This is a genomic window from Paeniglutamicibacter sp. NPDC012692, assembly GCF_042901625.1.
In the GTDB taxonomy this organism is placed as follows: domain Bacteria; phylum Actinomycetota; class Actinomycetes; order Actinomycetales; family Micrococcaceae; genus Paeniglutamicibacter.
Genome location: NZ_JBIBDE010000002.1, coordinates 1 through 25,708, shown reverse-complemented (window position 1 = coordinate 25,708; position 25,708 = coordinate 1). Strand labels below are relative to the sequence as shown.

At 63.4% G+C, this 25,708-nt stretch carries 22 protein-coding genes and 1 tRNA gene; 11 read left to right on the top strand and 12 right to left on the bottom strand.

The features are described 5' to 3' along the window. The first annotated feature begins 175 nt into the window (after positions 1–175). Both ACFY5D_RS08285 and ACFY5D_RS08280 read left to right on the top strand, forming a co-directional pair. Positions 176–1,333, top strand: a complete 1,158-nt coding sequence (locus tag ACFY5D_RS08285; RefSeq protein WP_387529743.1) for a N(5)-(carboxyethyl)ornithine synthase — start codon at positions 176–178, stop codon at positions 1,331–1,333. A 200-nt stretch (positions 1,334–1,533) separates the two neighbouring features. Then, positions 1,534–2,205 (top strand): alpha-ketoglutarate-dependent dioxygenase AlkB family protein, encoded by a 672-nt coding sequence (locus tag ACFY5D_RS08280; protein WP_387527700.1) that lies wholly within the window; start codon positions 1,534–1,536, stop codon positions 2,203–2,205. Positions 2,206–2,207: 2 nt separating this feature from the next. Here ACFY5D_RS08280 and ACFY5D_RS08275 read toward each other — a convergent pair whose 3' ends face one another. Then, a complete protein-coding gene (locus ACFY5D_RS08275; RefSeq protein WP_387527698.1) occupies positions 2,208–3,194 on the bottom strand; it encodes an endonuclease/exonuclease/phosphatase family protein in 987 nt (328 codons plus the stop codon). A gap of 344 nt (positions 3,195–3,538) precedes the next feature. Here ACFY5D_RS08275 and ACFY5D_RS08270 point away from each other — a divergent pair, with 344 nt between their 5' ends. The 3 genes from ACFY5D_RS08270 to ACFY5D_RS08260 all read left to right on the top strand — a co-directional run bounded on the left by ACFY5D_RS08270 (position 3,539) and on the right by ACFY5D_RS08260 (position 6,812). After that, positions 3,539–4,741 carry an NAD(P)/FAD-dependent oxidoreductase gene (locus ACFY5D_RS08270; protein WP_387527696.1) on the top strand — a complete coding sequence of 401 codons (1,203 nt, stop codon included), beginning with the start codon at positions 3,539–3,541 and terminating at the stop codon, positions 4,739–4,741. A 236-nt stretch (positions 4,742–4,977) separates the two neighbouring features. Beyond that, complete coding sequence (locus tag ACFY5D_RS08265; RefSeq protein ID WP_387527694.1) at positions 4,978–5,262, top strand: hypothetical protein; 285 nt, start codon at positions 4,978–4,980, stop codon at positions 5,260–5,262. Positions 5,263–5,576: 314 nt separating this feature from the next. Continuing rightward, positions 5,577–6,812, top strand: coding sequence for an MFS transporter (locus ACFY5D_RS08260; RefSeq protein ID WP_387527691.1), 1,236 nt, complete (start codon positions 5,577–5,579; stop codon positions 6,810–6,812). A gap of 9 nt (positions 6,813–6,821) precedes the next feature. Here ACFY5D_RS08260 and ACFY5D_RS08255 read toward each other — a convergent pair whose 3' ends face one another. Then, the gene (locus ACFY5D_RS08255; protein WP_387527688.1) at positions 6,822–7,427 is read right to left on the bottom strand and encodes a TetR/AcrR family transcriptional regulator; all 606 of its coding nucleotides are present in this window, start codon (positions 7,425–7,427) and stop codon (positions 6,822–6,824) included. A gap of 699 nt (positions 7,428–8,126) precedes the next feature. On the opposite strand from ACFY5D_RS08255, the gene ACFY5D_RS08250 reads away from it, so the two are divergent. Further along, positions 8,127–8,199 (top strand) — tRNA-Ala (locus ACFY5D_RS08250). 77 nt (positions 8,200–8,276) lie between these two features. Here the strand turns inward: ACFY5D_RS08250 and ACFY5D_RS08245 are convergent. From ACFY5D_RS08245 to ACFY5D_RS08235, 3 genes are all read right to left on the bottom strand, one after another. Beyond that, a complete protein-coding gene (locus ACFY5D_RS08245; protein WP_387527686.1) occupies positions 8,277–8,636 on the bottom strand; it encodes a VOC family protein in 360 nt (119 codons plus the stop codon). Between the two features lie 110 nt (positions 8,637–8,746). Further along, positions 8,747–9,664 (bottom strand): N-acetylglucosamine kinase, encoded by a 918-nt coding sequence (locus ACFY5D_RS08240; RefSeq protein ID WP_387527683.1) that lies wholly within the window; start codon positions 9,662–9,664, stop codon positions 8,747–8,749. After that, on the bottom strand, positions 9,661–12,687 hold the full coding sequence (locus ACFY5D_RS08235) for an alpha-mannosidase (protein WP_387527680.1): 3,027 nt from the start codon (positions 12,685–12,687) through the stop codon (positions 9,661–9,663). The genes ACFY5D_RS08240 and ACFY5D_RS08235 overlap by 4 nt, the downstream gene beginning before the upstream one ends. 129 nt (positions 12,688–12,816) lie before the next feature. On the opposite strand from ACFY5D_RS08235, the gene ACFY5D_RS08230 reads away from it, so the two are divergent. Then, positions 12,817–13,629 (top strand): phosphotransferase, encoded by an 813-nt coding sequence (locus ACFY5D_RS08230; protein ID WP_387527677.1) that lies wholly within the window; start codon positions 12,817–12,819, stop codon positions 13,627–13,629. Positions 13,630–13,675: 46 nt separating this feature from the next. Here the strand turns inward: ACFY5D_RS08230 and ACFY5D_RS08225 are convergent, their stop codons facing one another. After that, positions 13,676–14,092 carry a hypothetical protein gene (locus tag ACFY5D_RS08225; protein ID WP_387527674.1) on the bottom strand — a complete coding sequence of 139 codons (417 nt, stop codon included), beginning with the start codon at positions 14,090–14,092 and terminating at the stop codon, positions 13,676–13,678. Between the two features lie 314 nt (positions 14,093–14,406). Between ACFY5D_RS08225 and ACFY5D_RS08220 the strand changes: the two genes are divergently transcribed. Next, positions 14,407–15,435 (top strand): SH3 domain-containing protein, encoded by a 1,029-nt coding sequence (locus tag ACFY5D_RS08220; protein ID WP_387527671.1) that lies wholly within the window; start codon positions 14,407–14,409, stop codon positions 15,433–15,435. Between the two features lie 205 nt (positions 15,436–15,640). Here ACFY5D_RS08220 and galK read toward each other — a convergent pair whose 3' ends face one another. Both galK and galT read right to left on the bottom strand, forming a co-directional pair. Then, the gene (gene galK, locus ACFY5D_RS08215) at positions 15,641–16,786 is read right to left on the bottom strand and encodes a galactokinase (protein ID WP_387527668.1); all 1,146 of its coding nucleotides are present in this window, start codon (positions 16,784–16,786) and stop codon (positions 15,641–15,643) included. 23 nt (positions 16,787–16,809) lie between these two features. After that, positions 16,810–17,895: a galactose-1-phosphate uridylyltransferase gene (gene galT, locus ACFY5D_RS08210; RefSeq protein WP_387529740.1), complete on the bottom strand. Its 1,086-nt coding sequence runs from the start codon at positions 17,893–17,895 to the stop codon at positions 16,810–16,812. A gap of 376 nt (positions 17,896–18,271) precedes the next feature. On the opposite strand from galT, the gene ACFY5D_RS08205 reads away from it, so the two are divergent. Continuing rightward, the gene (locus tag ACFY5D_RS08205) at positions 18,272–19,048 is read left to right on the top strand and encodes a DeoR/GlpR family DNA-binding transcription regulator (protein ID WP_387527665.1); all 777 of its coding nucleotides are present in this window, start codon (positions 18,272–18,274) and stop codon (positions 19,046–19,048) included. Positions 19,049–19,057: 9 nt separating this feature from the next. On the opposite strand, the gene ACFY5D_RS08200 is transcribed toward ACFY5D_RS08205, so the two are convergent. The 4 genes from ACFY5D_RS08200 to ACFY5D_RS08185 all read right to left on the bottom strand — a co-directional run bounded on the left by ACFY5D_RS08200 (position 19,058) and on the right by ACFY5D_RS08185 (position 23,566). Then, positions 19,058–20,080, bottom strand: a complete 1,023-nt coding sequence (locus ACFY5D_RS08200) for a LacI family DNA-binding transcriptional regulator (protein ID WP_387527662.1) — start codon at positions 20,078–20,080, stop codon at positions 19,058–19,060. A 50-nt stretch (positions 20,081–20,130) separates the two neighbouring features. Continuing rightward, positions 20,131–21,870: a glycoside hydrolase family 36 protein gene (locus ACFY5D_RS08195; protein ID WP_387527660.1), complete on the bottom strand. Its 1,740-nt coding sequence runs from the start codon at positions 21,868–21,870 to the stop codon at positions 20,131–20,133. A gap of 77 nt (positions 21,871–21,947) precedes the next feature. After that, positions 21,948–22,940 carry an aminotransferase class V-fold PLP-dependent enzyme gene (locus ACFY5D_RS08190; protein ID WP_387529737.1) on the bottom strand — a complete coding sequence of 331 codons (993 nt, stop codon included), beginning with the start codon at positions 22,938–22,940 and terminating at the stop codon, positions 21,948–21,950. A gap of 416 nt (positions 22,941–23,356) precedes the next feature. Continuing rightward, positions 23,357–23,566, bottom strand: coding sequence for a hypothetical protein (locus tag ACFY5D_RS08185; RefSeq protein WP_387527657.1), 210 nt, complete (start codon positions 23,564–23,566; stop codon positions 23,357–23,359). Between ACFY5D_RS08185 and ACFY5D_RS08180 the strand changes: the two genes are divergently transcribed. Continuing rightward, on the top strand, positions 23,559–24,971 hold the full coding sequence (locus ACFY5D_RS08180) for an ABC transporter substrate-binding protein (protein ID WP_387527655.1): 1,413 nt from the start codon (positions 23,559–23,561) through the stop codon (positions 24,969–24,971). The two genes, ACFY5D_RS08185 and ACFY5D_RS08180, sit on opposite strands and share 8 nt — an antisense overlap. 93 nt (positions 24,972–25,064) lie before the next feature. Beyond that, positions 25,065–25,708 (top strand): ABC transporter permease (locus tag ACFY5D_RS08175; protein ID WP_387527652.1); only part of this gene is annotated, 644 nt, incomplete at its 3' end.

Below are 25,708 nucleotides of genomic sequence, written 5' to 3'. Positions count from 1 at the left end.
CCTGCCTTCGCGGCGGGGGAGCGCCGGGCTTTCGTCTTTGGGTTTCGGAATCAGAAGTCGCGTCAATACGCCCGCATGAAACGTGCGCGGACTTGGGTCAAACCCGGACGCCCAGCCGGGCAGTGTACCGTGAGCCCTAGGGGAACCGCGGGTTCCCCACATAAAAGGGGCGTATATCGTGGCCATTTCTAATGAACTTTCATTGGGTCTCATCGCAACTTCGCACAAGGTGGATGAACGGCGCTTGCCGATCCACCCGGCACATTTTGAACGGATCGATGAGCATCTCCGTAGCCGAATCATGATTGAATCCGGCTACGGCATGTCCTTCGGATTCGACGACGAACAGCTGGCGCCGTTTGTCGGGAAGATCGGCTCACGCAGCGAGGTCTTCGCGCAATCGGACATCCTCTTGCTGCCAAAACCGCAACTTGCCGACCTTGAGGAGATGCGTGACGGGCAAACCCTGTGGGGCTGGCCGCATTGCGTCCAGGACAGGGCGATCACGCAGCTGGCAATCGACAAGAAACTGACGCTGATCGCCTTCGAAGCCATGAACCACTGGGGCACCGACGGCAGCTTCGGGCTTCACGTCTTCCACAAGAACAACGAGCTTGCCGGCTACGCATCGGTCATCCACGCGCTCCAGCTTTGCGGTTCCACCGGTGACTACGGCCGGAAGCTCACCGCGGTTGTCATCGGCTTCGGTGCCACGGCCCGCGGCGCAGTGACGGCGCTGCGCGCACACGGCGTACATGACATACGTGTCCTGACCAATCGCTCGGTCGCCGCGGTGGCATCGCCCATCCACTCGGTGCAGATGGTGCAATTCGAGCATGAAGGAGGACCTCACCTCAGCGAGGTCTTTACCGACGAAGGCCGGGTGCCGCTGGCTCCGTTCCTTGCCGAGAGCGACGTGGTGGTGAACTGCACGCTTCAGGACCCCAACGCACCCTTGATGTACCTGCGCACCGGGGAGCTGGCCGCCTTCGCCCCGGGCAGCATCATCGTCGATGTGTCCTGCGACGAGGGCATGGGGTTCGAGTGGGCCATGCCGACCACCTTTGCCGACCCCATGTTCACCGTGGGAAAGAACATCAACTACTACGCGGTCGACCACAGCCCGTCCTACCTGTGGAACTCGGCAAGCTGGGAAATCAGCGAAGCGCTTCTGCCGTTCGTCGAAGACGTGCTGGGCGGCCCCGGAGCATGGCAGGCGAACAACACGGTGGCCAAGTCGATCGAGGTCCTCGACGGCGTCATCCAAAACCCCGCGATCCTCGAGTTCCAGCACCGGGCAAAGACCTACCCGCACCCCGGAATGGCCGGCTGACCAGAGGCACATGTGAAAAGCCGCCGCAGGCTGGTGCATGCGGCGGCTTCCGGGTGCGTATCGGGCGGGGTCGGGATCATGCGATGATCTCGTTGCCCCGGATCAAATGTCTTTTCAGCTGTCGTAGCCGCTCGGCCTGCATAATCGAGGCCATTGGAATTTGCGGTGCCCCGCTTGCCGAATCAGTTCAAGGAGTACATTTGAGCACGCTCTTTTCGGAAAGTTTCCTCGACCGACCCCGGCGGGAACTCGGCCCCGGCGCCGTTTGGGTTCCCGACTGGCTCAGCCTGGAGGAACAACGCTGGCTTGTGGACAGGTTCCATGAGTGGGGGCGTGGGCCCGTGCCGCCGCGCGCGGCCAAGATCGGTTCGGGCGAAATGTCGGTCCAGACGGTATGCCTGGGCTGGCATTGGCAGCCCTACGCCTATTCCCGCACGGCAACCGACGTCAACGGAAACCGGGTGCTCGAGTTCCCCGATTGGATGGTCCGGTTGGGCCGCAAAGCCATTTTCGAAGCCACCGGGGATGCCGAGGCCGCTGCGAACTACACGCCCGACACCGCATTGGTGAACTACTACTCGGACGATTCCAAAATGGGAATGCACCAAGACCGGGACGAACAATCGACCCAGCCGGTGGTTTCGATCTCCATCGGGGACACCTGCCAATTCAGGTTCGGCAACACCCTCAACAGGAACAGGCCCTACGAAGACATCGCGTTGGCTTCCGGGGACCTATTTGTCTTTGGCGGCCCGGCACGATTGGCCTACCACGGAGTCACGAAAATCCTGCCCGGTACCGCGCCGACGGAATGTGGATTGGCTTCGGGCCGTATCAACATCACCATGCGGGTGACCGGGCTGGACGATTAGTCTCAGGACCCCGGAAGGTTGACGGTGGCCCGCACGGCAAGGTGGTCGCTTTCCCCTGCGGGGACCACGGTGTTTGAGGTAACTTCAAGGCCGCGTTGAAGCACGTGGTCCAAGCGCATGAACCCAAAGGGCTCACGCGGCCAGGTGAAGCCGAACATGCCCTCATCCTGGTTTGGCTCATCCATGGTTTCGGTCAGCGCGGAGAAGGACCTGTCGCTCGACGTCGCATTGAAGTCGCCCACGGCAATGACAGCGGAGCTCGCGTCGCCACGCAGTGTTGCCGCCAGCTGGGCAAGCATTTCATCCCGGTTCTGGTGGTCGTTTGGGCGTGCCGATGCGGCATGCACGGCATAGAGCCGGATGCTTCCAGCCCCGGTGTCGATCTGGGTCGTCAAGGCCCGTTTCCAGCCCAAGCCGAGATCCAGTGGCTGCGATTGCGAGAGCGGGTACTTGCTCCAAACCCCCACGGTGCCGACCACATAGTGGTGGGGGTAATCCGCATGAAGTGCGGCGGTGACGTCTTGCCCGCTGCCCGCGTCCAGTTCCTGGAGTGCGATGACGTCGCTGCCCCCGCGGGCCAGTTCGCGTGCCGACTCGACGGCCGCCCCGGTGCCCGCCTTGATGTTCTGGCTGCCGACGGTCAAGGTATGCGCCGAGGCCTTCGGTGCGGTCCAGGAAAGCGGAACGATGGACGCGCCGAAAAGCGCGAGCCAAACCAGCCCTGGGGCCAAAGCGAAGGCGATGGCACTTCGGCTCTTGGTGATCAGTGCCGCAAGCACCAGGACGGGCGCCGTCAAACCCAGCCACGGGGCGGAGTTGTCCACCACCAGCGAGAAGCCCATGAAATCGGGCACCCGGGAACGGAACACCATCAGCAGCGTGCTGAGAAGCGCACCGAGAAGCACGACCGCCCGGAGTTGGCGTTGCCAGCGACGCAGGCTTCGGGGCTTGCGTCGCCGGGGCTGAGTGGAAGTGGTTTGAACTGACATCGCTATCAAGGGTCGCATATGGAACTGGTACATCCATGGGATAAATCTGTGAACCAACGGAACGCGGGGATCCGGAACGTGCCTGGACCCCCGACCCCGCCTGCCAATTCGCCCAGCAGTGTGATCTGCGGCAAACTCTTCCGCCGGATCGGTCGGAGGAAATCCCGTTCGCGAACCTATCGACTGGCACTGGGCAAAGTGCCATTCTGTGGTGAGGGGTACTCGCCGCCACCACGACCTTCAACGCAACGACCGAACCGACCGGTGGCCTCATGTTGTAGGAGATTGCAGCTATGTCCGGAGTCAACGACGGGAATTCCGCGGAAGAAAACGAGGCAGGAACCGTGGTGATCGGCGGTGGACTGGCCGCTGCACACTGCGTCCACGAACTTCGCAAGGGAGGCTACGGCAAGCCCATCACGATCGTCTCCGATGAGGATGTTATCCCTTATGAACGGCCGCCGCTTTCGAAGGAGTTCCTGCAAGGCAAGAAATCCGTCGTCGATTTCCAGCCCTTTCCGGAGGAATGGTATGCCGCAGCCTCGGTCAGCTTGCGTCTGGGCGTGGCAGCCACCCGAATCGACACGTCCAACAAGATGGTCGGCCTGTCCGATTCCACATCGATCGGCTACGACAACCTCGTCATTGCCACGGGATGCCGCTCAAGGCTGGGTGGCCGCGCCTCAAACATGACGGGATGGGATCTTCCCGGCGTCCATACCTTGCGTTCCCTGGCCGATTCACAAGCGCTCAAGGAGCAGCTCGTTGACGGCAGACAGTTGGTGATCATCGGTGCCGGGTGGATCGGCATGGAGGTGGCGGCTTCGGCCCGGAGTGCGGGCGTGCAAGTCATCGTGTTGACGCCGGACGAGGTGCCGTTGGCTGTCGCCATGGGAACGGAATTCGGTTCCCATGTCGCTCGTCTGCACATCAAGAACGGGGTTCACTGCCGGTTTGGAACGACGGTCAGCGGGATCGCCCTGGAACCGGAATCGGGATTGAAGGTCATGACGTCTTCCGGCGACGTGCCGGCTGACCTCGTGCTCCTGGCCATCGGCGCCGTGCCCAACAATGAGCTGGCGACGGAAGCCGGCCTGGAAGTCGGAACCGGCGTCGTGGTGGACGCCCAGCTGCGCAGCAGCGACCCGAGCGTCTTGGCGATCGGCGATATCGCGGAGGCGTTCAACACGACGCTTGGTCGTTCCCTGCGAGTTGAGCATTGGGACAACGCGATTCGCCAGGGCAAGCTTGCCGCGGCAACCATCCTGGGACGCGAGGAATCCTACGACTGGCTTCCTTACTTCTTCACCGACCAGTTTGATTTGGGCATGGAATACGTCGGCGACCGAGCCGCCGATGATCATGTGGTGCTTCGTGGAGAACCGGGTAGCGGGGAATTCATCATCTTTTGGTTGCGCAAGGGACTCATCACGGCCGCCATGAATGTGAATATCTGGGACGTGAACGACCATCTGCGAAGCCTCATTGGCAAAAGCATCTCCGCAGACAGGCTCGCCGACACCTCGCTGGATTTGCGCTCTTTGTAGCCCTGTGGATGCAACGAACGGTACCTCTGCTGTTGCTGCATGCCGCGAATCCGCGCGATCAATGCCATGGTGCTGAGCCCGGATCGGGGCCTCAAACAGTGCATTGGCTGGGGCTGGTTGCTCCCACAACAGAATCGTGTCCCAAATCCCAAGGTTCTTTTGTGAGCCGTGCCATACTGTTTCTAGCTGGCCGGGGAGCCGGCACCAGTGGGGCAGGTCAAGACTGAATAAGTGGAATGAAAGAGGACACAATTCATCGGAGATGTGCGCGGTCCGAGGCTTTCAACGGTACTTGGGGCATCGGGGGCAAGAAGGTGGCGGAAGCGGGCAAGCTTGCCATTCCGGGCAAAGCCGCGCCGGCCGTTGCCACCCCGAAAGTGCCTGCGCTGCGACTGAAATCCGCGGCCGAATCGCCAAGGCGGACCGACACCCGGGAACTCGAGTTCGTTGCGGAGAATCCGAAACCACCCACTACCGGCACGCCGACCGATGGATCGGCACGCCGCCACAAACTGAGCTAATTGCTCACTCGCGGGTTCGTGAATCATCCCCAGTTCATGAGCCCAGCCGTCGGGTGTTCATTGCGTTCCCCAAACCGCGAACGCCCGGCACATAGCCGTACCCGATCCCGATTCCCCAATCGGGGCCGGGCGGCTCGACAACGGGAGGTGGGTTTCGTTTCTGGTAAGCGAAACCCACTTCCCGATTGTATTGGCGCGGTGGGGACGGTCACGTTCGGTGTTGCGGGCAGGATTACTGCCCGTAGGCTGTTAGCAGGTGTCGACGCAACAAACCTGACACCGAGCACACCCAGCTGAACCTTGAAAAGGCACCCGTGAATTCTGACGCCCCCGCAATTGGCACAAACCCGGCCATCCGATCCACGCAACTAACCGGCAAGGCATTGTTTCTGGCCGTCGTGGCGCTGGCGATGGGCGGCTTCGGCATCGGAACCACGGAATTCACCATCATGGGGTTGATGCAGGAAGGCGCTGCGGACCTCGGGGTTACCAACCCGCAGATGGGTTTGTTGATCTCGGCCTATGCGCTGGGAGTAGTTGTTGGTGCACCCGTTCTCACGGCGCTCGGCGCCAAGGTCGCTCGCAAGACAATGGTTTTGTGGCTCATGGCCTTCTTCACGCTTGCCAACCTCAGCTCGCTTTTGGCCCCCAACTACGAGTCAATGCTCGTTTCGCGTTTCCTGGCGGGGCTTCCCCACGGGGCATACTTCGGCATTGCGGCCATTCTTGCCGGGACGTTGGTGCCAGTCTCGATGCGCGGTCGGGCCATCGCCTGGGTCATGATGGGCCTTGCGGTTGCCAACGTTCTGGGCGTTCCGTTCGTGACATTCCTCGGGCAGAGCTATGGATGGCGCTGGATGTTTGGTGTCGTCGGCATCGTCGGAGCGTTGACGTGGATTTCCATTCGCGTTTTCGTACCCTACTCGCCGGCGCACGAAGGGGCCAGCATCCGCAGGGAACTCACTGCTCTCCGTAGCGGGCAGGTGTGGATGGCAATGCTGACCGGAATCGTCGGCTTCGGCGGATTCTTTGCCGTGTACTCATACATCAGCCCGATCCTTACCGGTGTCACGGGCCTGGACCTCAAGACCATACCCGTGGTGCTGGGCATCTACGGGGTCGGCATGGTGGCCGGATCCATGATTGGCGGCAGGCTCGCTGACTGGTCGGTACACGGAGCGATCTATGTTTCCATGTCGGCCATGGTGGTGTTCATGGTGCTCTTTGGGCTGTTGTCCAGCTACGTGGTGCCGACGTTGATCATCATGTTCATTCTTGGAGCCACCGGATCCGTGCTGGTTCCGGGGCTCCAAGCGCTCCTGATGGATTCTGCGCCGCATGCCCAGTCGTTGGCGGCGTCCTTGAACCACTCGGCCCTGAACGTGGCCAATGCCCTAGGAGCGGCGCTCGGCGCCGCCGTCATCGCAGCGGGACTTGGTTACCGCGCGCCTGCGTTCCTCGGTGCGGGACTTGCGGTACTCGGGTTGATGCTGGCGCTGCTGACGGGTTGGCGGGCGAACAGGATCGAAGCCCAAGCCGCCGCGCGGTAGCGATTCAGCCTATTCTGCGGTTGCCGGCCCGACCTGCTGCCCTTCGACGTTTGTGCGTACTTGCTGCAGGAAGATCTCCATCGTCCCTGCGACATCGACATCCCGATCCACGAGCCATTGCTGCTGCAGGCCATCTGCCATTGCCAGCGACGCACGAGTCATCGAGCGGAAGAACGCCAGTTCAGCCTCCGTCGGGTTAGGCCTGTCCTCATAGTACGAATCCTCGGCCAGCTTCATCAGCCGGTCGTACCGTTCCTTGAAGTAGGCTGCGGCGGGGTGCGCGGGGTCTGCCGCAGCGGCCGCCATCGTCACGTACAGGGCGACGAGGCCCGGTTCCTGGGTGTTCCTGTTGAGTACTGTGGTGAGGTTTCCCTGTTGCTCGACATCGTTGCCCACGATCTCGTCTCGCAGATCCTTCTTGCGCAGGATCTGGACCAGCAGGTCTTCCTTGGACTCGAAGTAGTGCATGACGCCTGCGAGGGAGAGGTTGCAAAGGTGCGCGACCTTGCGAAGCGACGTTCCCCGGTAACCTTCTTTCGCGAAGACTTCCAGGGCAACGTCGAGTATTTCGGCTCGTTTAACGATGCCTTTTGCGTATGAACCACGTGTTGCCATGTTGATAGAGTAGCGAGAATTTTCGCCTTCGCTTACTAACCGGACATTCAAAGGTTTTAGTACCAGTCGGTAACTTTTTTAGTACCAGTCGGTAACTTTGTGATTGCCCGGAGAAAGCATGTTGGGAACGGCGTTGGTGTCGAAAATTTGTGATGATTCCGGCGAAAATGAATCGCTGGCACCGGAAATCCGCATTCCTGGCTCATGCCTGATTTGTGGCGGCTTTTATGCGCTTTTCCGGCGTCACAGATTCGTCACAAGGCCCGGCATGGCGTTGGAATCAGACCTTCAGTGGGTGGCGTCGGCGCGGGTTTGGGCATGGTGTCGTATGTAGCACCCTTCGTTGCAGTGCTCGACGCCAAGGTGCGGTCCCCGCCCTTGGCCGCTATCGCCGTTATAGCCAGTTTTCCGTTTGTTGAACCATGTGTCGTTCCAATCGGCCGCTTCGCCGAAGTGGGCTCAGGTCATCACTGGCCAAGCGTGAAGTTGCCACCCTTCGAGCATGGTGATGGATGTCACAAGTGGTGCATGAGGGGTGGAAAATTCCCGGAAACAAGGGGAGTTTGGGGATCCTTTGCCTGGCCGGGCGTCGGGCTGGGCGGTTGGCGGGATTCTCGATTGGTGTTTCGGGGTGGTTGTGCTGTAGATTATTATCTCGGTTCGGCAGTCCTCCGGGAAAGCCAAATACCAACCCGATTCGGGGGTATGGCGCAGTTGGTAGCGCGTCTGCATGGCATGCAGAAGGTCAGGGGTTCGAATCCCCTTACCTCCACGAATCAAATGAGGCTCTGCGATGCGGAGCCTCATTTGTTTAAGCGTGTTTCGCTTCGGGCCTGGCGGGATCCTGACTTAGTGGGGATCTGAAACGCAGAAGATGTTCCCGTGCGGATCCCGAAGCACGTCCCAGGCGAATCCTTCCATCCTCTGCTGGTCGACCAGGGACGCCCCGCCGGCAACGAGCTTCGCAACAACGGGTTCGCGACCGCCTGCGCTTGATGTTGCGGCCAGATCCAGGTGGATGCGGTTTTTGCCCGCGGTTGGCTCTTCGACAAGCTGGAAGGCCAGGGGAACGGGCAGCATGGGGGTCTTGACGATGCAGAAGTATCCGTCGTTTTCCTCGACTACTTCCCCGTCCAGCTGACCGGCCCACCATTTGGAGAGCTCGAGTGCATCGCTTGTATCAAAGGTGATCATTCCCAACGTGAGCATGCCGAGGTTCCTTCTTGGAGAGGTGGTTGCACAACAAAGGTGCCGTTGAGCTCGACGCTATTGCCCCGGGCCGTTCCCGGTCAAGGAAAACGATCCGCCGGGCCGGCTGCCTATGCGTGGGAAATGCTCGCGAACAGGGGGTGGCCGGGGGACAGCTCGCCAAGCAGCTCGGCGCCGTCCAACGGGTCGCCCAGGGCGGGAAGCAGGCGGGCGTCCGGCCACTGCGCGGCAAAACGCCTGCCGAGTGCCTGCGCCAGGACCTGGCTGCGCACCACACCGCCGGTCCAACAGACGACCGGGGCATCGGCAAAAGTGAACCCGGCCTGGCGAAGGGCCGCATCCATTGAGGCGTAGAGCTCGTTTGCCGCATGCATTGCCACGTCCGCTGCAACCGCGTCCCCGGCCTCGGCCGCATCCAGAACCACCCGAGCGAAGGATGCAACGGAGCTAACCCTGTCGGGATCCGACTGGATGCGGAGGTACGCTCCGGCAGGCTCTCCGAACAAGGCAATCAGGTCGTCGAGCAGGACGGTGGATTCCCCGCGGCCGTCGTAGGCCCGCATCGCCGCCTCCAGGCCCGCACGCCCTATCCAGAACCCGCTGCCGCAGTCACCCAGCAAATACCCCCAGCCATCGACCCTGTGCACGCCACCGGTGCCCACGCCCAGGGTAACCACGCCGGTGCCGACTGCTGTGGTCACGCCTAGTTCAGTGCCGGCCGAGCCCAGGTATCCGGAGATCGAATCGTGGGCAACCCGCACAGCTGCCGAAGCCAGCGCCGGAACAAGGCTCTTGAGTCGCCCGGCAAGCTCCGGGCGGAAATCGACGCCGGAGGTGCCCACGTTGGCGGCGTCGAGGACCAACCCCGGCTCGGCGGCGATGCTGTCGATCGCGGCCGCCAGCTGGGTGATGACATCGCTGTCGGTGCGCACTCCCGGACGGGAAAGCTCACGCGAGGAACCGTCTGCCCCGCGCAGGCGTACGCGCATTCCGCTTTGGCCGGCGTCGATGGACAAGGTCGTCATCATGCTCCAGTGCTCATCTTGAATCGAAGTGTCCGCACTTCGAAGGGCTTCAATTCAAGGGGGACGGTTGTGTCGCTCCCGCCGGGGGCATCCTCGAGCAGGTCCTCGATCAGGCTCGCGGTTGTCCACCCGTTGATCCGCGCGTTGATGCTCAATGAGCCGGAGGAACGGCGGCCCAGGGATTCGTAGAGCCGAACGATCACGTCCCCGGAGCGGTCTGCCGCGAGCTTCACCGAGGAAAGCAGCAACCCTTCCCCGTCGATGGAGACGAGGGGATCGAATCCGTTGCCACCCGGAACCAGGCGGCCTGGTGCGTTCAGGGAAATGCCTGCGGCCGTTGTCTGCCGGATGTCCGCCCCGACCACCATGCCGTAGCGGTGTTCGTGGATGCCCTGGTCGGCTTCCGGATCCGGGAAGCGCGGGGCGCGAAGCAGTGAGAGACGGGCGGTGGTTGTCACGTTGGCCTGTTCGTCGACCTGGCGGGTCACGTCGTATCCGTAGCTCGAGTCGTTGACCAGGCCGACGCCGAAGCCCGGCTCCTCGACCTGGATGAAGCGGTGCATAGAGGTCTCGAACTTCGCCGCCTCCCAGCTGGTGTTGGCATGGGTGACCCGCTTGAAGTGCCCGAACTGGGTCTCGGCGATCGTGTGCTCGGCCCGGATGTCCAGCGCGAATGCCACCTTGAGGAACTTCTCGGTTTCATGCCAATCGGTGACCTGGTGGAAGGACAGGGTGCGCGAGCCCGGCTCCAGCACGATCGACTGGCGCACCGTCGAATCCGCGGAGATCGGGCGAACGATTTCCAGCGTGGCGCTTCCGTCGGGGTTCTCCGTGGCGTCCATCGAGGTGACCCCGCGCAGGTCGGTGACCCGGTTCCGGTAGAACCTGTCCACGTCCCAGGCGTCCCACTGGTTGGGGAAGTCCTGGTGAAGCTGCAGCAGGTTCGCGACCTGGCCAGGCGCGATCGCCTCGCGTCCGGTGGCCAGGTCGACCGCCGAGGTGATGAGCCCCTCCGGGGAGAATCGGATGTCAACGAGGTCGTTGAGCAGCCTGATGCCGGAGTCGTCCGAGATGACCTGCACGGCGGGCAGCCGGTTTGGCTGCGCCTCGCGGCCACCGCCGGCGGGAACGATTCCCGCAACCGTGGTCGGGTTCACCGAAATTAATTTGTCGCCAGGTCCGGCAAGCGAGCCTAGGGCCCGCTCGATGATCAGCTGCGTCGCGGCGATGATGCGCTCGTACTCGGTGACCGCCTCGCGGTGGACCCACGCGATGGAGGTGCCGGGCAGGATGTCGTGGAATTGGTGCAGCAGCACGGACTCCCACAGCGCGTCCAGTTCGTCGTAGGGGTACGCGAAGTCCCCGTACTGCGCCGCCGTAGTGCACCACAATTCCGCTTCCACCAGGAGGTGTTCGCTGCGGCGGTTGCCGGCCTTCATCTTGTGCTGCGACGTGAGCGTCGCACGGTGCAATTCCAGGTACAGCTCGCCGACCCAGACCGGCGGCTGCGCGTACTCTTCCCGGGCACGCCCGAAGAAGTCGTTGGGGTGTTCCCAGCGAACCGTGGGGTTGCCCTCGAGGTCGGCCATGCGGGCGGCCTTGCCGGTCATCTCGCGGGTGGTTCCGCCGCCGCCGTCGCCCCAGCCCACGGGGGCAATCGAGCCCGAGGCCGCGCGGGCGTCGCGGAACTGGCGTTCGGCCAAGGCGACCTCGGCACCCGAGAGCTGGCCGTTGTAGGTGTCCATGGGCGGGAAATGCGTGAAGACCCGCGAACCGTCGATTCCCTCCCAGGAAAAGCTGTGGTGCGGGAACCTGTTGACCTGGTTCCAGGAGATCTTCTGGGTGAAGAACCACTCGAATCCCGCACGGCGGGTGAGCTGCGGCAACGCGGGGGAGTAGCCGAAGCTGTCCGGAAGCCAGACGCCCTCGCAGCTGACCCCGAATTCCTTCCGGAAGAAGCCCTGCCCGTATAGGAACTGCCGGACCAGGGATTCGCCGGAGGGCATGACGGTGTCCGACTCGACCCACATGCCGCCGAGCGGCAGGAAGCGGCCGTTGGCGACCGCCGTCTTGATCCTCGCGAAGATCTCCGGGTACTGCACCTTCAGCCACTTGTACTGCTGGGCGCTGGACATGCCGTAGATGAAGTCGGGGTCCTCGTCGATGAGCTCGAGCATCGAGGAGCAGGTGCGGGCCACCTTGCGCATGGTTTCGCGCACCGGCCACAGCCATGCCGAGTCGATGTGGGCGTGGCCGATCGCCGACAGCGCGTGGGCGCTGGCCGATGCCGGGGCGCTGAGGGCCGGCACGAGCCTTGCTCGCGCCGCGGCGGCGGTTCCCGCGATGTCCTGCAGGTCCAACTCGTCCAGGGAGTCGTCCATGGCTTGGTGGATTTGCGCGCGGCGGGTGCCCTCGGGCAGTTCCGCCTGCAGCTCCAGGAGCACGTCGAGGTCCAGGGCGAGCTCGTAGACATCGCGCTCCAGGACGGCAAGGTCGAAACGCCGCGTCCTGTACAGCGGTTCCCTCGACGACGTGAGGATGTCGCCTTCCCGGGTCGGGAGGAACGGGTGGTTCTCGAGCAACACCGGGTTGGAGGCGGCTTCAATGAACAGCAGCACCTCTTCGCCGCCGGCAGCAGACTCGGCGACCGGCACCCATTGGTTGCGCGGGTTCAGGGACTTGATGGTCGATCCGTCGGGCCTGTACACGAGGCCCTCGCATTGGAAGCCCGTCTTGGAGACATCGAAACCGAGATCCACCAGGAGCTCGACGCGCTTGCCGCTCCAACCGGCGGGCACCGTGGCACGAACCTGGAACCAGGTCGTTCCCCACGCTGCGCCCCAGGCGCTGCCCACCCGGAATGGCTCGTAGTCCAGGGCCAGGCCCTCGTGCGCGGGGATGGGTTCGGAGGGCAATTCATGGAATGACACGGTCGCCGGCCGGTGGCTTGAATGGATGGCCGGACGGATTCGTTCCTCGAGGACGCGCCTGGCGCGGCCGACGGTGAGGGACGTTTGATCATGCATGGAAAAGCCTCTCAGCCCTAAACGGATACGTCACCTCATTGTTACAGCAAACTCGGGCAAATGGAGATATTCGCCGCCGCGGCGCTGCCGTCGGCTGCGACGCACCGCTGACTAGGGGATCATTTAAACATGAGCGTGAAACCCCTGGCATTTATCCCCGAATACGACGTGGTTGTTCCCGACAGCGTGCTGGGACTTGCCCGGGGAGACTCGGTTCGGCCGGTCTGGGTCAACGGGGTTGGCGGCGTGACCTTCAGGATCGGTGAAGGCACCCGGCGGGAACGCTACGTCAAGTACGCGGCCGCGGGAACGCCGGAGAGCGACTTCGCCAGGGAAGCCGAACGGATGGAGTGGGCCGGGCGGTTCAGCCCGGTGCCCCAGGTGCTGGAACAGGGCGCCGATGAGGAGGGCAGCTGGCTGGCGACCCGCGCGATGGTCGGTGCCTCGGCGGTGGAGCCGGTGTGGATCGCTCGCCCCGAACAGGCGGCGCGCGCCGTGGGTATCGGCCTGCGGGCCATGCACGATGCCCTTCCGATTCAGAGCTGCCCGTTTTCCTGGTCGGTGGAGGACCGCCTGTCGGGGTTCGAGGCCCGCATCGCCTCGGGGGAATCCCCGGCGGACTGGGGGAACGGCTATTCGCGGTTCACCGTGGGACAGGCCCGTGACATGCTTGGCGCACCGCCGTCGATCGATAAACTGGTGGTTTGCCACGGTGACGCCTGCGCGCCAAACACCCTGCTGGACATGGACGGGAAATTTGCCGGGCACGTGGACCTGGGTGACATCGGGGTGGCCGACCGCTGGGCGGACCTTGCCGTCGCTGCCTGGAGCACCGAATGGAACTACGGCCCCGGATACGAACGCCTGGTCTACGAGGCATACGGTGTCGAGCCCGACGCGGAACGCATCGCCTATTACCGCATGCTCTGGGACCTGACCTAGCTTCCGCAGGACCTGGCAACCCAAGCGCTCATGCAGACAAACGTGGTCAGCCCGTCCACCGGTAACCCGTCGTGCCGACCACGCCGCGCAACCACGTGACCAGCGGATCGAGCCTTGTGAGGGTCGGTTGGGTTGCATCGACCGCAAACACCGGAACCTCTCCGCGCATGTGCTTGGGCAACATGTGCAGGATTCGATCGTCGTCCCCGACGCCGGTCAGCAACAGGGCCGTGGGCTTGAAGCCAAACGAGGCCTTGATCAGGGACAGCCCGTGCATGCGGGAAAAATGAAGGGGGCCGGCGAGCACCACGGCGTCAAAATAGATCAGTTCGTGTGCCGATGCATGGGCGACGTCGCGCAGTTCTCCACGCAACTCGTAGGCACGCAATTTTTCCGCAAGCTCCAGGGCAAGCACCTTGGAATGCGCATCGCGTTGGTAGTGGACAATGGCTACGTTATCCATCAGGAATCCCTCCCGAACCGAAGTGGTTGCGCCGCCGCCGGAGCATCCCTTCGCGGCTTGAACCCATGCGATTCAACGCTAGACGCGAAGCCGGTGAATTGGCTGGGAGTCCGGTAAATTCCTGGTACGCCGCACCTGGAAGCCCATGGGGGAGCGGCTGTTTGCGTCTCGAAATCGTTAGCTAGAAGCAACGCAAGAGGACGAACCCAACGATTGGCACACGAATCGAATTCTCCATTGTTTCGGCTCTGGGCGGGGTAGAGACTGAAGGCTCATAGTCCTCACAATGCACGACTCGCGAAGGGTGCAGGATCATGTTGAAGAAGTCCAAGAATTACGGATTTGCGCGCGGAATGTTCGGGAGCATTTTGGCGGCCGCCCTTGTCGCTGCGTCGGTTCCCCTGGCTACTTCGGCGTCCGAGCCGACATCCCGGCCCAATGTACTTTCCGAGACTCAATCGCTTGCGCCACCGCTGGGGGTATCTGCGGTGACATTGCCGGCCAAGGTGCGCACCACGGCCAATCTCAATCTCCGCAGCGGCTCGTCCACGAGCCACAAGGTCCTGCTCACGATTCCTTCGGGAAAAGTGGTTCCGGTCTCCGGAAAAGCATCCAACGGTTGGTACAAAGTCAACTATTCGGGTCGCACGGGATGGGTGAGCAACAGCTATGTCTCGGCAAACACCAAGACCCCGGTTGCGCCACGGGCACCCCGATCGACTGGACCCAACAGGACCTCGCGGGTGGTGCTGACCTTTGACGATTGTCCCCGTACCTTGAGCGCATTCACGAGCGCCGTCAACTACGCATCGGCCAACAACATCGGATTGGTGCTGGCACCCACCGGGGACTGTATCTCATCGTTCAAGTCGCGCTACGGGGTGGATATCGCAGCCAAGGCCCGGGCCAAGGGGCAATGGGTGATCAACCATTCCATCAGCCACCCTGACCTGCGCAAATTGAGCTGTGCGGCAGCAGCGAGGCAACTGGGCGGAAGTGGTGTGCACACGAACTTCGGCAGGCCCCCATACGGTGCCATCGACGCCAGCGTGACCTGCGCGTATGCCAAGGTCGGCATGGCCATCTGGACCTGGTCGCGCGACACCATGGACTGGAGCGTGAAATCCAAGTCCATCACGGTGGCCAGGGCATCGGCGGCCAAGCCCGGGGATACCGTCCTGATGCACATGCAGTGGTACGGATTCGCGCCGGACTCCATCCGCCAGATCAACAAGAACCTCAACAAGCGCGGCGTGAAACTCTGCAGGGCATACCACGGCACTGACGGGACAGGCGCTGTGGCCACCACCCCGGTGCGCCTGCCGAGTTCCCTGCCCTGCTGAACGGATCCAAACGCCTCGAAAGCGTCTGGAACCAACCGGCCGAGAAGACCGCAGACGGGCAACCGATCACGTGCCGCCCGCGGGGCACCTGCCTACATAGCGCATGATTCTCCGGCCGCTCCGGGAAATGGGGCGGCCGGAGAATCATGACGTTCCACGGGGCAGCCCGATTGGGAACGGAAGATTCGCTCCGGCGATAGGAACCCTACAGCCGCTGCGCGCCGGGGCCCGGCACCACCGCGAAAATTTCCGGGGTGGTGTAGCCGGCCTCGGCGAAGTCCTTCAGCACCCGCTCGGAAACGGCCTGCGCCCGCGCGGACTCCACCAGGGCGATGGCCGAACCGCCGAATCCTCCGCCCGTCATGCGGGCGCCCAACGCCCCGGCCGCCATGGCGGCGTCGACGGCGAGGTCCAATTCCTCGCAGGAGATCCCGAAGTCGTCCCGCATCGACGCGTGGCTCGCCAAGAGCAGGTCGCCGATCGCTGCGGGGCCGTTGGCGTCCAGCTGTTCGATCGTGTCGAGCACCCGCTGGTTCTCGGTGACGATGTGGCGCACGCGGCGGTAGATGTCCGGGTGCAGGAGCTGCTTGGCTTCCGGCAGCCGTTCGGGAGAGACGTCGCGCAACGCCGGAACGCTCAGTTCCCTGGCCCCGCGGGTGCATGCCTCGACCAGTTCCTTGTAGCCGCCCGAATCATGGGCGTGGCTCACGCGTGTGTCGATCACCAGGATCTGCAGGTTCTCGGCTTCCAACGGCAGGTTCACCTGTCGGGATTCGCGGGTTCGGCAATCCAGGAACAGTGCATGGTCGGCGGTGCTCAGCAGCGACGCGGACTGGTCGAGGGTGCCGGTGGGTGCGCCGACGAAGTTGTTCTCGGCATTTTGGCACAGCAGCACCAGTTCCTCGCGGCTCAGGCCCAGCCGCAGCATGTCGTTCAAAGCCAGGGCCACGGCGCACTCGATGGCTGCCGAGGAGGAAAGCCCCGCGCCGATGGGAACCGTCGAGTCGAGCAGGATGTCGGCTCCGGGCAGGGTGAAGCCCTTCTGCTCAAAGGCCCAGAAGACGCCCGCGATGTAGCGGGCCCACGGCGTGACTTCCTCGGCCACAAGCTTGCCCAGGTCCGCCTCGATGACGTCCCCGCCCATGGTGGATGCCACGCGCAGGGTCCGCGCCTCGGCGGAATGGTGGATCTTGACGGCAATCCGGGCGACCCTGTCGATGGCGAACGGCAGCACGTAGCCGTCGTTGTAGTCGGTGTGCTCGCCGATGAGGTTCACCCTGCCTGGCGCGGCGAAGTGCCCGTCCGGGGCGTGGCCGAAGAGCGCGGCGAAGGATTCGGTAATGGTGCTCATGGGGTCGACTTTCGTTGGGGTGTTCATGCGTCGCCGTTGGCGCGCGATGCCGCGTCCCGCAGGGACTTGGCGGACGTTTCCGGGGTGACATCGCCGATGAAGGCGCCCATGGCTGCCTCCGAACCGGCCAGGTACTTCATCTTGTCTTCGGCCCTCCGGGGTGAGGTCAACTGCAAGTGTAGCCACGCCTCGTCCCGGTTCGGGTGTGTGCGCGGCGCCTGGAACCAGCCGGCGATGTAGGGCGTCGGCGTCGAGTACAGCGCATCGACGCTGCACAGCAGCCGGTGGTACATCTCCGCCAGTTCGTCGCGTTCCTCCGCGGTGAGCTCGCCGAGCTCGGCGACCTGCCTGTTCGGCACCAGGTGGACCTCGATGGGCATGCGGGCGGCGTAGGGGACAAATGCCGTCCAGTGGGTGCCGCGCTCAACGATGCGCTTGCCGTCGGCGAGCTCGAACTCCAGGATGTCGGCCATGAGGTTGCGTCCCGTGCGTTCGCGGTGGGACACGGCCCGGGCCAGCTGGTTGGCCGTTCGCGGGGTGGTGTACGGGTAGGCGTAGATCTGCCCGTGCGGGTGGTGCAAGGTCACGCCGATCTCTGCCCCGCGGTTTTCGAAGACGAAGACCTGCTCGACGCCCTCGAGGTTACCCAGTTCCGTGCCGCGGTGTGCCCAGGCGTCGATTACGGTGCGGACCCTCTCAACGCCCAGCGAGGCAAGCGAATCGGTGTGCCCCGGGCCGAAGGCGACTACCTCGCAGCGTCCGTGCGACGGGGTGAAGGCACCGAGCCCGGCGGCGACGTCTGAGCTGTGCTGCTCGGGGCCGAAGGACGGGAACCGGTTTTCGAAGACCACGACGTCGTAGGACGTGGCGGGAATTTCGCTGGCCATCTCGCTGCTGGTCGGGCACAGCGGGCATTCGCTGGCGGCCGGCAGGTGGGTTCGCGTTTGGCGGTGTGCCGCGAAGGAAACCCACTCGCCGCTGAGGGCGTCGTAGCGCAACTCCGACACGGGAGGCCGCGACGGCAGTTCCCGGGCGTCCGCCGGGGCGACGAAGTCCGAGCTCCGGTCGGGGGTGTCGAAGAAGTAGAGCAGTTCCCGGCCATCGGCCATGGCGGCCCGAACGGGGCCGCGACCAAGGGAGCCGCCGCCGAATGCTGTCTGGCTGGGGCTTGATTGCTTGCTCACGATTACTCCTAGGGCCGGTGCGGCAGCCATGTCGTTGACTGGGGGAAAATGTTTCATAAGTTAACAAAACCGATCATATTCGATCGCGTCCCTGTTGTGCCAGACCTGGGGAAATGTTGCGTCGGAAATGGAGGTCCGGCACCCGGTCTCTTCGGTGACGCCCTGAAATCGGCCGATGTGGGGTGCGCCGGGGGCGAATATGAACGTCCGCGACTTTCAGAATCGAACATATAAGTACTTTCAGTGTTCGATTGTCGCTAGGATGTTGGTGTTCACCCGACAAACTGATGACTGGACGCTCATGACCGAGATGCTCGCAACGGCGCGACACCAACGAATTCTGGATCTACTGAACCGCCATGGGCAGGTTCGGGTGACGTCGCTGGCCCGTGAGCTGGGCGTTTCGGAAATGACCGTGCGACGCGACCTGAGCCTGTTGGCAGCCGGCGGTGCCCTGGTCAAGGTGCATGGCGGGGCAACAACCAATGCGGCGCCCACCAGCAGGGAGCCGGGCTTCGTCAACAAGCTGTCCCTGGAAGCGGCCGAAAAGCAGTCCATAGCCGCCGCGGCAGCCGCAATGGTGAAGCCGGGTATGTCCATTGCCCTGAATTCGGGCACCACCACGTTCGCGTTGGCAGCGCAGTGCACGGGCATCAACGACCTGACGGTGGTGACAAACTCCCCACGCATTGCCGAGGCCTTCTACGCTGCCGACAATTCCAGCCAGAACATCATCCTCACTGGCGGAATCCGGACCGTCTCCGATGCGCTCGTGGGGCCGCTGGCGCTGTCGGCGCTGGGCCAGCTCCACGTCGATGTGCTCTTCCTCGGCGTGCACGGCATGACCGTCGAGGACGGGTTCACGACGCCCAACATGCTTGAGGCACAAACCAACCAGGCGTTCATGCGGGCGGCCGCCCGGCAGGTCGTGGTCGCCGACCACACCAAGTGGGGGATCACCGGACTGTGCCAGATTGCGCCGCTGTCGGACGTCGACGCGCTGATCACCGGTGAAGTCCTGGATCCCGAAACCGCGGCGATCCTGGGGCAATCCATCGATACGGTGGTGCTCGCTTAAAGGAGGCGCCTAGCCGCGGGCTGCCGTGTTCGAGTGCGCTTCCGGGGTCAGGTGGAAGCTGTCGCGAACAATGAATTCGGGCTGGATGTAGGTTCCCTCGGTGGGCACCGGCTGCTTGCGGATCTGCAGCAACAGCTGTTCGACGATCTTCTCGGCGATGGCGGTGAGCGGCAGCCTCACCGATGCCAGCTGCGGTGTCAGGAACTGGCACAGCGGCAGGTCGCTGAAGCCCACCACCGCCACGTCGGCTCCGACCCGGAGCCCGACAGAGCGAACCGCGTCGTAGACACTCATCGACAGCACGTCGTTGCCGGTGACAACCGCGGTCGGTGCCTTCGGGCCCTGCAGCTTGGCGCACAACCTCTCGATGAGTTCGTCCTTGTGGTTCCCGTGGGACGGCGGCTCGTGGATTTCCGTGACCGACATGGACAGCGCGCGTGCGGCGTCGGTGAAGCCTTCGGCCCGCTTCAGGAGCCACGGGGTGGGGGTGTTCGGATAGACATAGGCGACATTGCGATGGCCCTGGGCGGCCAGTGCCCGTGCCACTTCCTGCATGCCGCTGGTGTTGTCGACATCCACCCAATGCTGGGGCATCTCCGGTTCCGTGCGGCCGAAGGTCATGAAGGGCAGGCCCAACTCGGCGAGCCGCTCAACGCGCACGTCGTTTTGCAGGATGTCCGAAATGATGAAGCCGTCCACCTGCCGGGCCGCGGCAAGCGTGTCGATGGCCCGCTTCTGGTCGTTCGTGGGACGGAAGAGCAGGATGCGGTAGCCCGCGACCGCCGCGGCGTCGCACAATGCGGTGAGGAAGCCGCCCATGACGGGGTTCGGGTTCAGGGGGTCGTCGTCCGGGGCCATGTACCCGATCGTGTAGCGCAGCCCGGTCTTCAGGCTGCGGGCCGACTGGTCGGGGATGTATCCCAGGGACTCGATCACCGCGATCACGCGGCTGAGGGTCTCGGCCCGAACACGTTGCGGTGCGTTCAGGGCGTTGGAGACGGTTTGTCGGGACACCCCGGCTACGCGAGCCACATCTTCAATGGTGACGCCGCTGCCGGAGTGTCCTCGACTGGTATTAATTGTTATGCACCTTCTGCGCCGTCAATGGAAAGAGTCAACAGGCCGCCCAGCGGTACGGAGACCGTGGCGACATTCTGTTCGAAACTTACCATTTGAGAAGCAACTTCGCGGCCCTGTGAGTCTTGAACCGTAGCACGAACCTCTGCTGCGGGTCCGCCGGTCAGGATCACCTGGGAATCGGCATCGGCGTTCGCAACGAGGAACGTCGACCAGCCGGTTTCCGGGACGGCGATGGGCAGCGGCGCGTAGCGGGCAACCGCGACGGCGTCGCCGTGCGCGCCGCGGATCATCGGGTAGCCGAGCTCCGGGCGTGCCGGTTCGATGATGCTCAGCTGCAGCAGGTCCTCGTACTTGCTGAAGATGCCAAGCCAGAACTTGATCGTGGCGAGCTGTTCCGGCGACTGGGTTTCCAGCGCCACGGAAATCTGCGGCACGGAGAAGAGCACGTTGATCAGGTGGACCGCGACCTGTTCCGGGGTTTCCTCGGTGTGCCACATGAGCATGTCGGCGTGGATGGCCAGCGGGCCCTGGGTCATGCGCAGGTCGGCGATGCGCTGGCGGTTCTCGTGCGGGCTCAGCGGGCAGTCGGTGGCGCGGATCATGCTGGTGTACGGCCACAGACCGTGGCTCACGTACGGCTGGCGGTGCTCGACCATTGCCTCGGGGTTCGCGGCGGTGATGCGAGCGTGGACCTCGCTGAGCAGCAGCTGGACACCTTCGGAAACCTCGGCGCAGTCGGCCTCGGGACCGGCTTCGGGGGCATCCGGGGTGGCGAACCAGTCGACGAAGTCGACCTTCAGGCCGTCCATGCCCCATTCGCTGACGGCGCGCGACAGGCGTTCGGCCAGGTAATCGCGGACCATCGGGTAGCGCGGATCGACCACGATGGCCTGCATGTGCTCAAGGTTGCGCAGGCCGTAGTCCTTGAACTTGTCCCACACCGGGGAATCCCAGCCGACGAACGGGATGGCGTACCAGAGCATGTACTCGAGACCGATGTCGTGCACGCGCGCAACGTGTGCCGCGGTGTCGAGAAGCGAGATCGGGTTCCATTCGCCGCAGTGGCCGTAGCCGCGCGTGCGGTCGGTGGTCATCCAGCCGTCGTCGACGATGATGACCTCGCAGCCGACCTCCTTGGCCAGCGTGGCCTGGTGCTCGACCTTTTCGGGGCTGAGGTCCTGGTGCATGGAGTACCAGGTGGAGTAGGCGGGCTTACGGGCGGCCGAGGGAACGTGGTAGCTCTTGCCCTCGCCCCACCAAGCGGCGAAGGAGGCCAGGGACTGGGCGTAGTGCTTGTCCGAGGTGTCGATGCGCACCGTCAGGTTGTCCTCTGCCTGGATCCAGACACGGAACTCGCCGAGCTCCTCGATGACGCCGGCGCTCACCAGCGCTTCGGTTTCCATGGCGGCAAAGGAGCAGATGTTCTTGTCGCCGGTGCCGATCAGCGAACCGACGGCGCTTCCGCGGGCCAGGGTGCTGGTGTGCGGCTTCATCCAGGCCGGCGGCAGCCAACGCGAGCTGGAACCTTCCGGGCTCCAGTAAGCGGTGGCCGCGGTGCAGGGGAATCGCCAATCGATGCGCACCGGGCCGTTGCCGGTTGCTTCGATCTCGATGACGCCGTCCTCGATGATCTTGTGGGTGGCAACACCGTTGTAGATCGATAGCTTGAGTCCGCCGGCCACAAATTCGGTCGGTCCATCGGTGCTGGCCTGAGGCGCGTGTGGTTCCCAGATAGTGATCATCTAACTAGCCTTTCTAATTGCCGTGAAGTTGGCAGCATTGGGTGAAACAAAGGGGAGTGGCGAAACGCCGGGTGAAGCTAGCGGCTTCGCGCAAGGCCCAGGGAGGCCAGGCTCTCCGAGAGCATTTCCACCGACGCCTGCGAGGTGGTGGCGTGGGGCGACAGCCGGATCCAATCTCCACGCCGGGTGGAGTGGACGCCCGCGTTTTCCAGTCGGGCAAACAGCTCCGCCGGGTCGACGCCGGGCATGCGGAAGGTCGCGATGCCGCTCTGCGGCGATGGGTTCCTGATTTCTCCGCCGGCCTCGAGCACCGCCTCCAGCAACAAATCCAGGTTCCCGCGAATGGCTGCATTGATTTCGTTGAGGCCTGTCGCGTTCACCAGATCGACGGCGGCACCGTAAGACGCGACTGCGATGCTGTCGGGATTGGTCACCGTGTGGGCGAGCGCGCCGGGAAGAGTGGGATGAGGAAGCGCTTCCGGGCCCAGCGGATCCACGACGCCGGACCATCCGCCCAGGCCTGGAAGCAGTTTGTCTGCCACCCGGTCCCTGACGAGCAGTGCCGCGGCGCCCCAACCCGCGCGAAGCCATTTCTGACCGCCCGCGGAAAGGATGTCTGCGGCTTCCACATCGAACGGCACCGCGCCAAAGGCCTGAACGGCGTCTACCGCCAGGATGCGGTCGTTGCCGATGATCTCCTTGATCCGGGCCAGTGGAGCCAGGAAGCCGGTCCCTGCGTCGACTGCCGACACCGCGACTGCCTTGACGCTGGAGTCGAGGGCCTCGCGCACGGATTCGGCGGTGACTGGGCCGTCTATCCAGCGGACGGCAAGGCCGCCCCGTTCTGCGGCCCGGATCCACGGGTAGGTGTTCGCGGGGAAATCGTTTCGGGGGACTAGCACCGTGCCGGATTGCGGGCTCAATGCCTGGGCCGCAGCAAACATTCCGTGACTGGTGGAGCCAACGAATGCGACCTCGTGGGTTTTGGCGTCGAGCAGCATCGAAGTAGCCTCACGCGCTTTATCCACCAAGTTGTCTAAATGCTCAAGAACTAACGGGCCGGCCGTCATCATGCGCTCTATATTGGCTATCTTTTGCTTGGCCACAATGGCCGAAAGTGGTCCGATGCGCGCAAAGTCCAAGTATCCCGCTGATTCCGAGAATTGTTGCCTGTAGTCCTCGAGTGCCAGGGCTTTTTCAACACTATGAACGTTCATTCAGCTGTCACAATTTCGCTCGTATCCATGGATAAATCCGTATATGAACGTTCAATATACATGGAATGTGATGCATGTCGCAAGCGATGCCGCTTTCGGGGTATCCTGTTTTCCGGGCCAAAGATTTGAACGTTCGAAATCTTTGGCCGAAATCCTTGACAGGCAAAAGGGTGTCTGGTTTATTTCATGGGGTTGAATAAGTGTGAATCTGATCACGAAAATGATCTAACCTTACTGACGAACCTCTTCGGCTGGAATCTCCGCCTGGATTAATCGTTGGACGAGAGGAATGAAATGTTGAAGAAAAACCTGATCGCTGTTGCTGCAGCGTCGGCTGCCTTCATGTTGGTGGCTAGCGGTTGCAGTTCCACTGCCCCCGCGCCGGCCGCCAATGGCGAAAAGACGCTGACGTTTAATACGGGTGAGCCGAAGTCACTGGTGGCCAGCAAGGATGCTGGTAGCCAGTTGGCCATGGCCATGTGCGCGAACCTGATGGAAGTCAACGTAGAGACCCAGGAATACGAGCCGTTGGCCGCCAAGTCCGTCACGAGCAAGGACGCCAAGACCTGGAAGATCCAGTTGCAGGACGACTGGACGTTCCAGGATGGCTCCCCGGTAGTCGCCTCGTCGTTCGTCGACGCCTGGAACAAGACCGCCACGGGCTCCAACGCCTGGCAGGGCAACGCCTACTTCACGGTCTTCGAAGGCTACAAGGACCTGAACCCGACCGACGGTTCCAAGCCGACCACCGACAAGCTCTCCGGCGTGAAGGTTATCGACGACAAGAACATCGAAGTCACCTTGAAGGCTCCGAACGCCGACTTCCCGATGCTGCTGAGCACCAACGCACTGTGCCCGCTTCCCAAGCAGGCCTTCAGCGATCCGGAAGGCTACGAAGCCAACCCGATCTCCAACGGCCCGTACCAGTTCACCTCCTGGGACCACAACGTTGAAATCGTGATGACCAAGTGGGACGGCTTCAAGGGCGCCCAAGGATTCTCGGGCGGAGCCGACAAGCTCGTCGGCAAGATCTACACCGCCATCGATGCCGCCTACACCGACATGGTTGCCGGCAACCTGGACATGATCCGCGCCGTGCCTGCCTCCATGATCACCAAGGGCAAGTCCCAACTGGGCGATGACGCCGTTTACCCGATGTCCATCGGCAGCGCGCAGCAGACCCTGCAGTTCCCGGAGTACGTCGAGGAACTGAAGAACCCGGACCTGCGCAAGGCCATCTCGATGTCGATCGACCGCGAGGCCATCGCCAAGTCGTTGCTTGAAGGCCAGGCCACCGCATCGGATGCACTGGTTCCGCCGTCGCTGGCTTCCTACCGCGAGGGTTCCTGCGACTCCTGCACCTTCGATCCGGAAGGCGCCAAGAAGTTGCTGGAGAAGGCCGGCGGCTTCGACGGCACCCTGTACATCGAGTTCGGTGGCACCACCTACCAGCAGCTGGTCCAGGTCATCTCCAAGCAGATCCAGGACAACCTGGGCATCAAGGTCCAGATGAAGCCGATGCTGGGCACCGAGCTGGAAGCGCGACGCAACGGCAAGAAGCTTGAAGGCGCCGTCTTCGGCGGCTGGGGCTGGGCCTACAAGAGCCCGGACCAGTTCCTGAGCCAGTACGAAACCGGCGGCGACGGCAACGCAACCTCCGGCTACTCGAACCCGGCCGTAGACAAGCTCATCAAGGAAGCCCGTGCCGTTCAGGATCCGACGAAGGCCGGCGAAGTTTACGCCGCGGCCGAAGCCGAAATCATGAAGGACATGCCTTCGATCCCGCTGTTCATTCCGGCCGATCCGGGCCTGCACTCCAAGTGCGCCGTGATGAACGATTCGCAGGGCGACCTGCAGTACTACCGCGCCGGCTACGCCTGCTGATCTAGCTCAACCCTTATTCCGAGGCCTGCCAACCATTCCAGTTGGCAGGCTTTGGAGTAGGACGACCACCTGGTCGCGAAAGGAAGCAGTTGCATGCTTGGATACACACTACGCAGGGTCCTGCAGATGGTCCCCGTGGTCCTGGGCGCCACGTTCATCATCTACGCCCTGACCTTCTTGATGCCCGGGGACCCGGTCGCCGCGCTCACCGGCGCCCGCCCGCTGCCCGAGTCCACCGTCGCCCAGATCCGCCTGGCCTACCACCTCGATGACCCGTTCCTGGTCCAGTACGGCAACTACATGCTCGGCCTGCTCCGGGGCAACTTCGGCATCGACTTCTTCGGCCGCCCCGTGCTCGGGCTGATCCTCGAGCGCCTGCCGGTCACCTTCGCCCTGGCGATGACCGCCTGGGCGCTGAAGATGGCCATCGGCCTGGCCATCGGCGTCTACGGCGGCCTGCGCCACGGCCGGGCCGGGGACCACTTCGCCCTGGTGTTCACCGTGGTGTTCCTGGGCATCCCCGGCTTCGTGATCGCGCTGGGCGCCCAGACCGTCTTCGGCGTGCAGCTGGGCTGGGTGGACCCCGCCGGCATCCGCGCCGGCTGGCCGATGGCCTTCATCCTGCCCGCCCTGGTCATGGCGATCGAGGCCTCCGCGGGCCTGGCGAGGCTGACCCGCACCTCCCTGGTGGACGTGCTGCGCGCCGAGTACCTGCGCACCGCCCGCGCCAAGGGCCT

Excerpts from the sequence above, each read along its gene's own strand:
- ACFY5D_RS08275 (WP_387527698.1), bottom strand. The coding sequence starts at position 3,194 with ATGTCAGTTCAAACCACTTCCACTCAGCCCCGGCGACGCAAGCCCCGA.
- ACFY5D_RS08265 (WP_387527694.1), top strand. The coding sequence starts at position 4,978 with ATGAAAGAGGACACAATTCATCGGAGATGTGCGCGGTCCGAGGCTTTC.
- ACFY5D_RS08255 (WP_387527688.1), bottom strand. The coding sequence starts at position 7,427 with ATGGCAACACGTGGTTCATACGCAAAAGGCATCGTTAAACGAGCCGAA.
- ACFY5D_RS08245 (WP_387527686.1), bottom strand. The coding sequence starts at position 8,636 with ATGCTCACGTTGGGAATGATCACCTTTGATACAAGCGATGCACTCGAG.
- ACFY5D_RS08240 (WP_387527683.1), bottom strand. The coding sequence starts at position 9,664 with ATGATGACGACCTTGTCCATCGACGCCGGCCAAAGCGGAATGCGCGTA.
- ACFY5D_RS08235 (WP_387527680.1), bottom strand. The coding sequence starts at position 12,687 with ATGCATGATCAAACGTCCCTCACCGTCGGCCGCGCCAGGCGCGTCCTC.
- ACFY5D_RS08230 (WP_387527677.1), top strand. The coding sequence starts at position 12,817 with ATGAGCGTGAAACCCCTGGCATTTATCCCCGAATACGACGTGGTTGTT.
- ACFY5D_RS08225 (WP_387527674.1), bottom strand. The coding sequence starts at position 14,092 with ATGGATAACGTAGCCATTGTCCACTACCAACGCGATGCGCATTCCAAG.
- ACFY5D_RS08220 (WP_387527671.1), top strand. The coding sequence starts at position 14,407 with ATGTTGAAGAAGTCCAAGAATTACGGATTTGCGCGCGGAATGTTCGGG.
- galK (WP_387527668.1), bottom strand. The coding sequence starts at position 16,786 with ATGAGCACCATTACCGAATCCTTCGCCGCGCTCTTCGGCCACGCCCCG.
- galT (WP_387529740.1), bottom strand. The coding sequence starts at position 17,895 with ATGGCCGATGGCCGGGAACTGCTCTACTTCTTCGACACCCCCGACCGG.
- ACFY5D_RS08205 (WP_387527665.1), top strand. The coding sequence starts at position 18,272 with ATGACCGAGATGCTCGCAACGGCGCGACACCAACGAATTCTGGATCTA.
- ACFY5D_RS08195 (WP_387527660.1), bottom strand. The coding sequence starts at position 21,870 with ATGATCACTATCTGGGAACCACACGCGCCTCAGGCCAGCACCGATGGA.
- ACFY5D_RS08190 (WP_387529737.1), bottom strand. The coding sequence starts at position 22,940 with ATGACGGCCGGCCCGTTAGTTCTTGAGCATTTAGACAACTTGGTGGAT.
- ACFY5D_RS08180 (WP_387527655.1), top strand. The coding sequence starts at position 23,559 with ATGGCCATGTGCGCGAACCTGATGGAAGTCAACGTAGAGACCCAGGAA.
- ACFY5D_RS08185 (WP_387527657.1), bottom strand. The coding sequence starts at position 23,566 with ATGGCCATGGCCAACTGGCTACCAGCATCCTTGCTGGCCACCAGTGAC.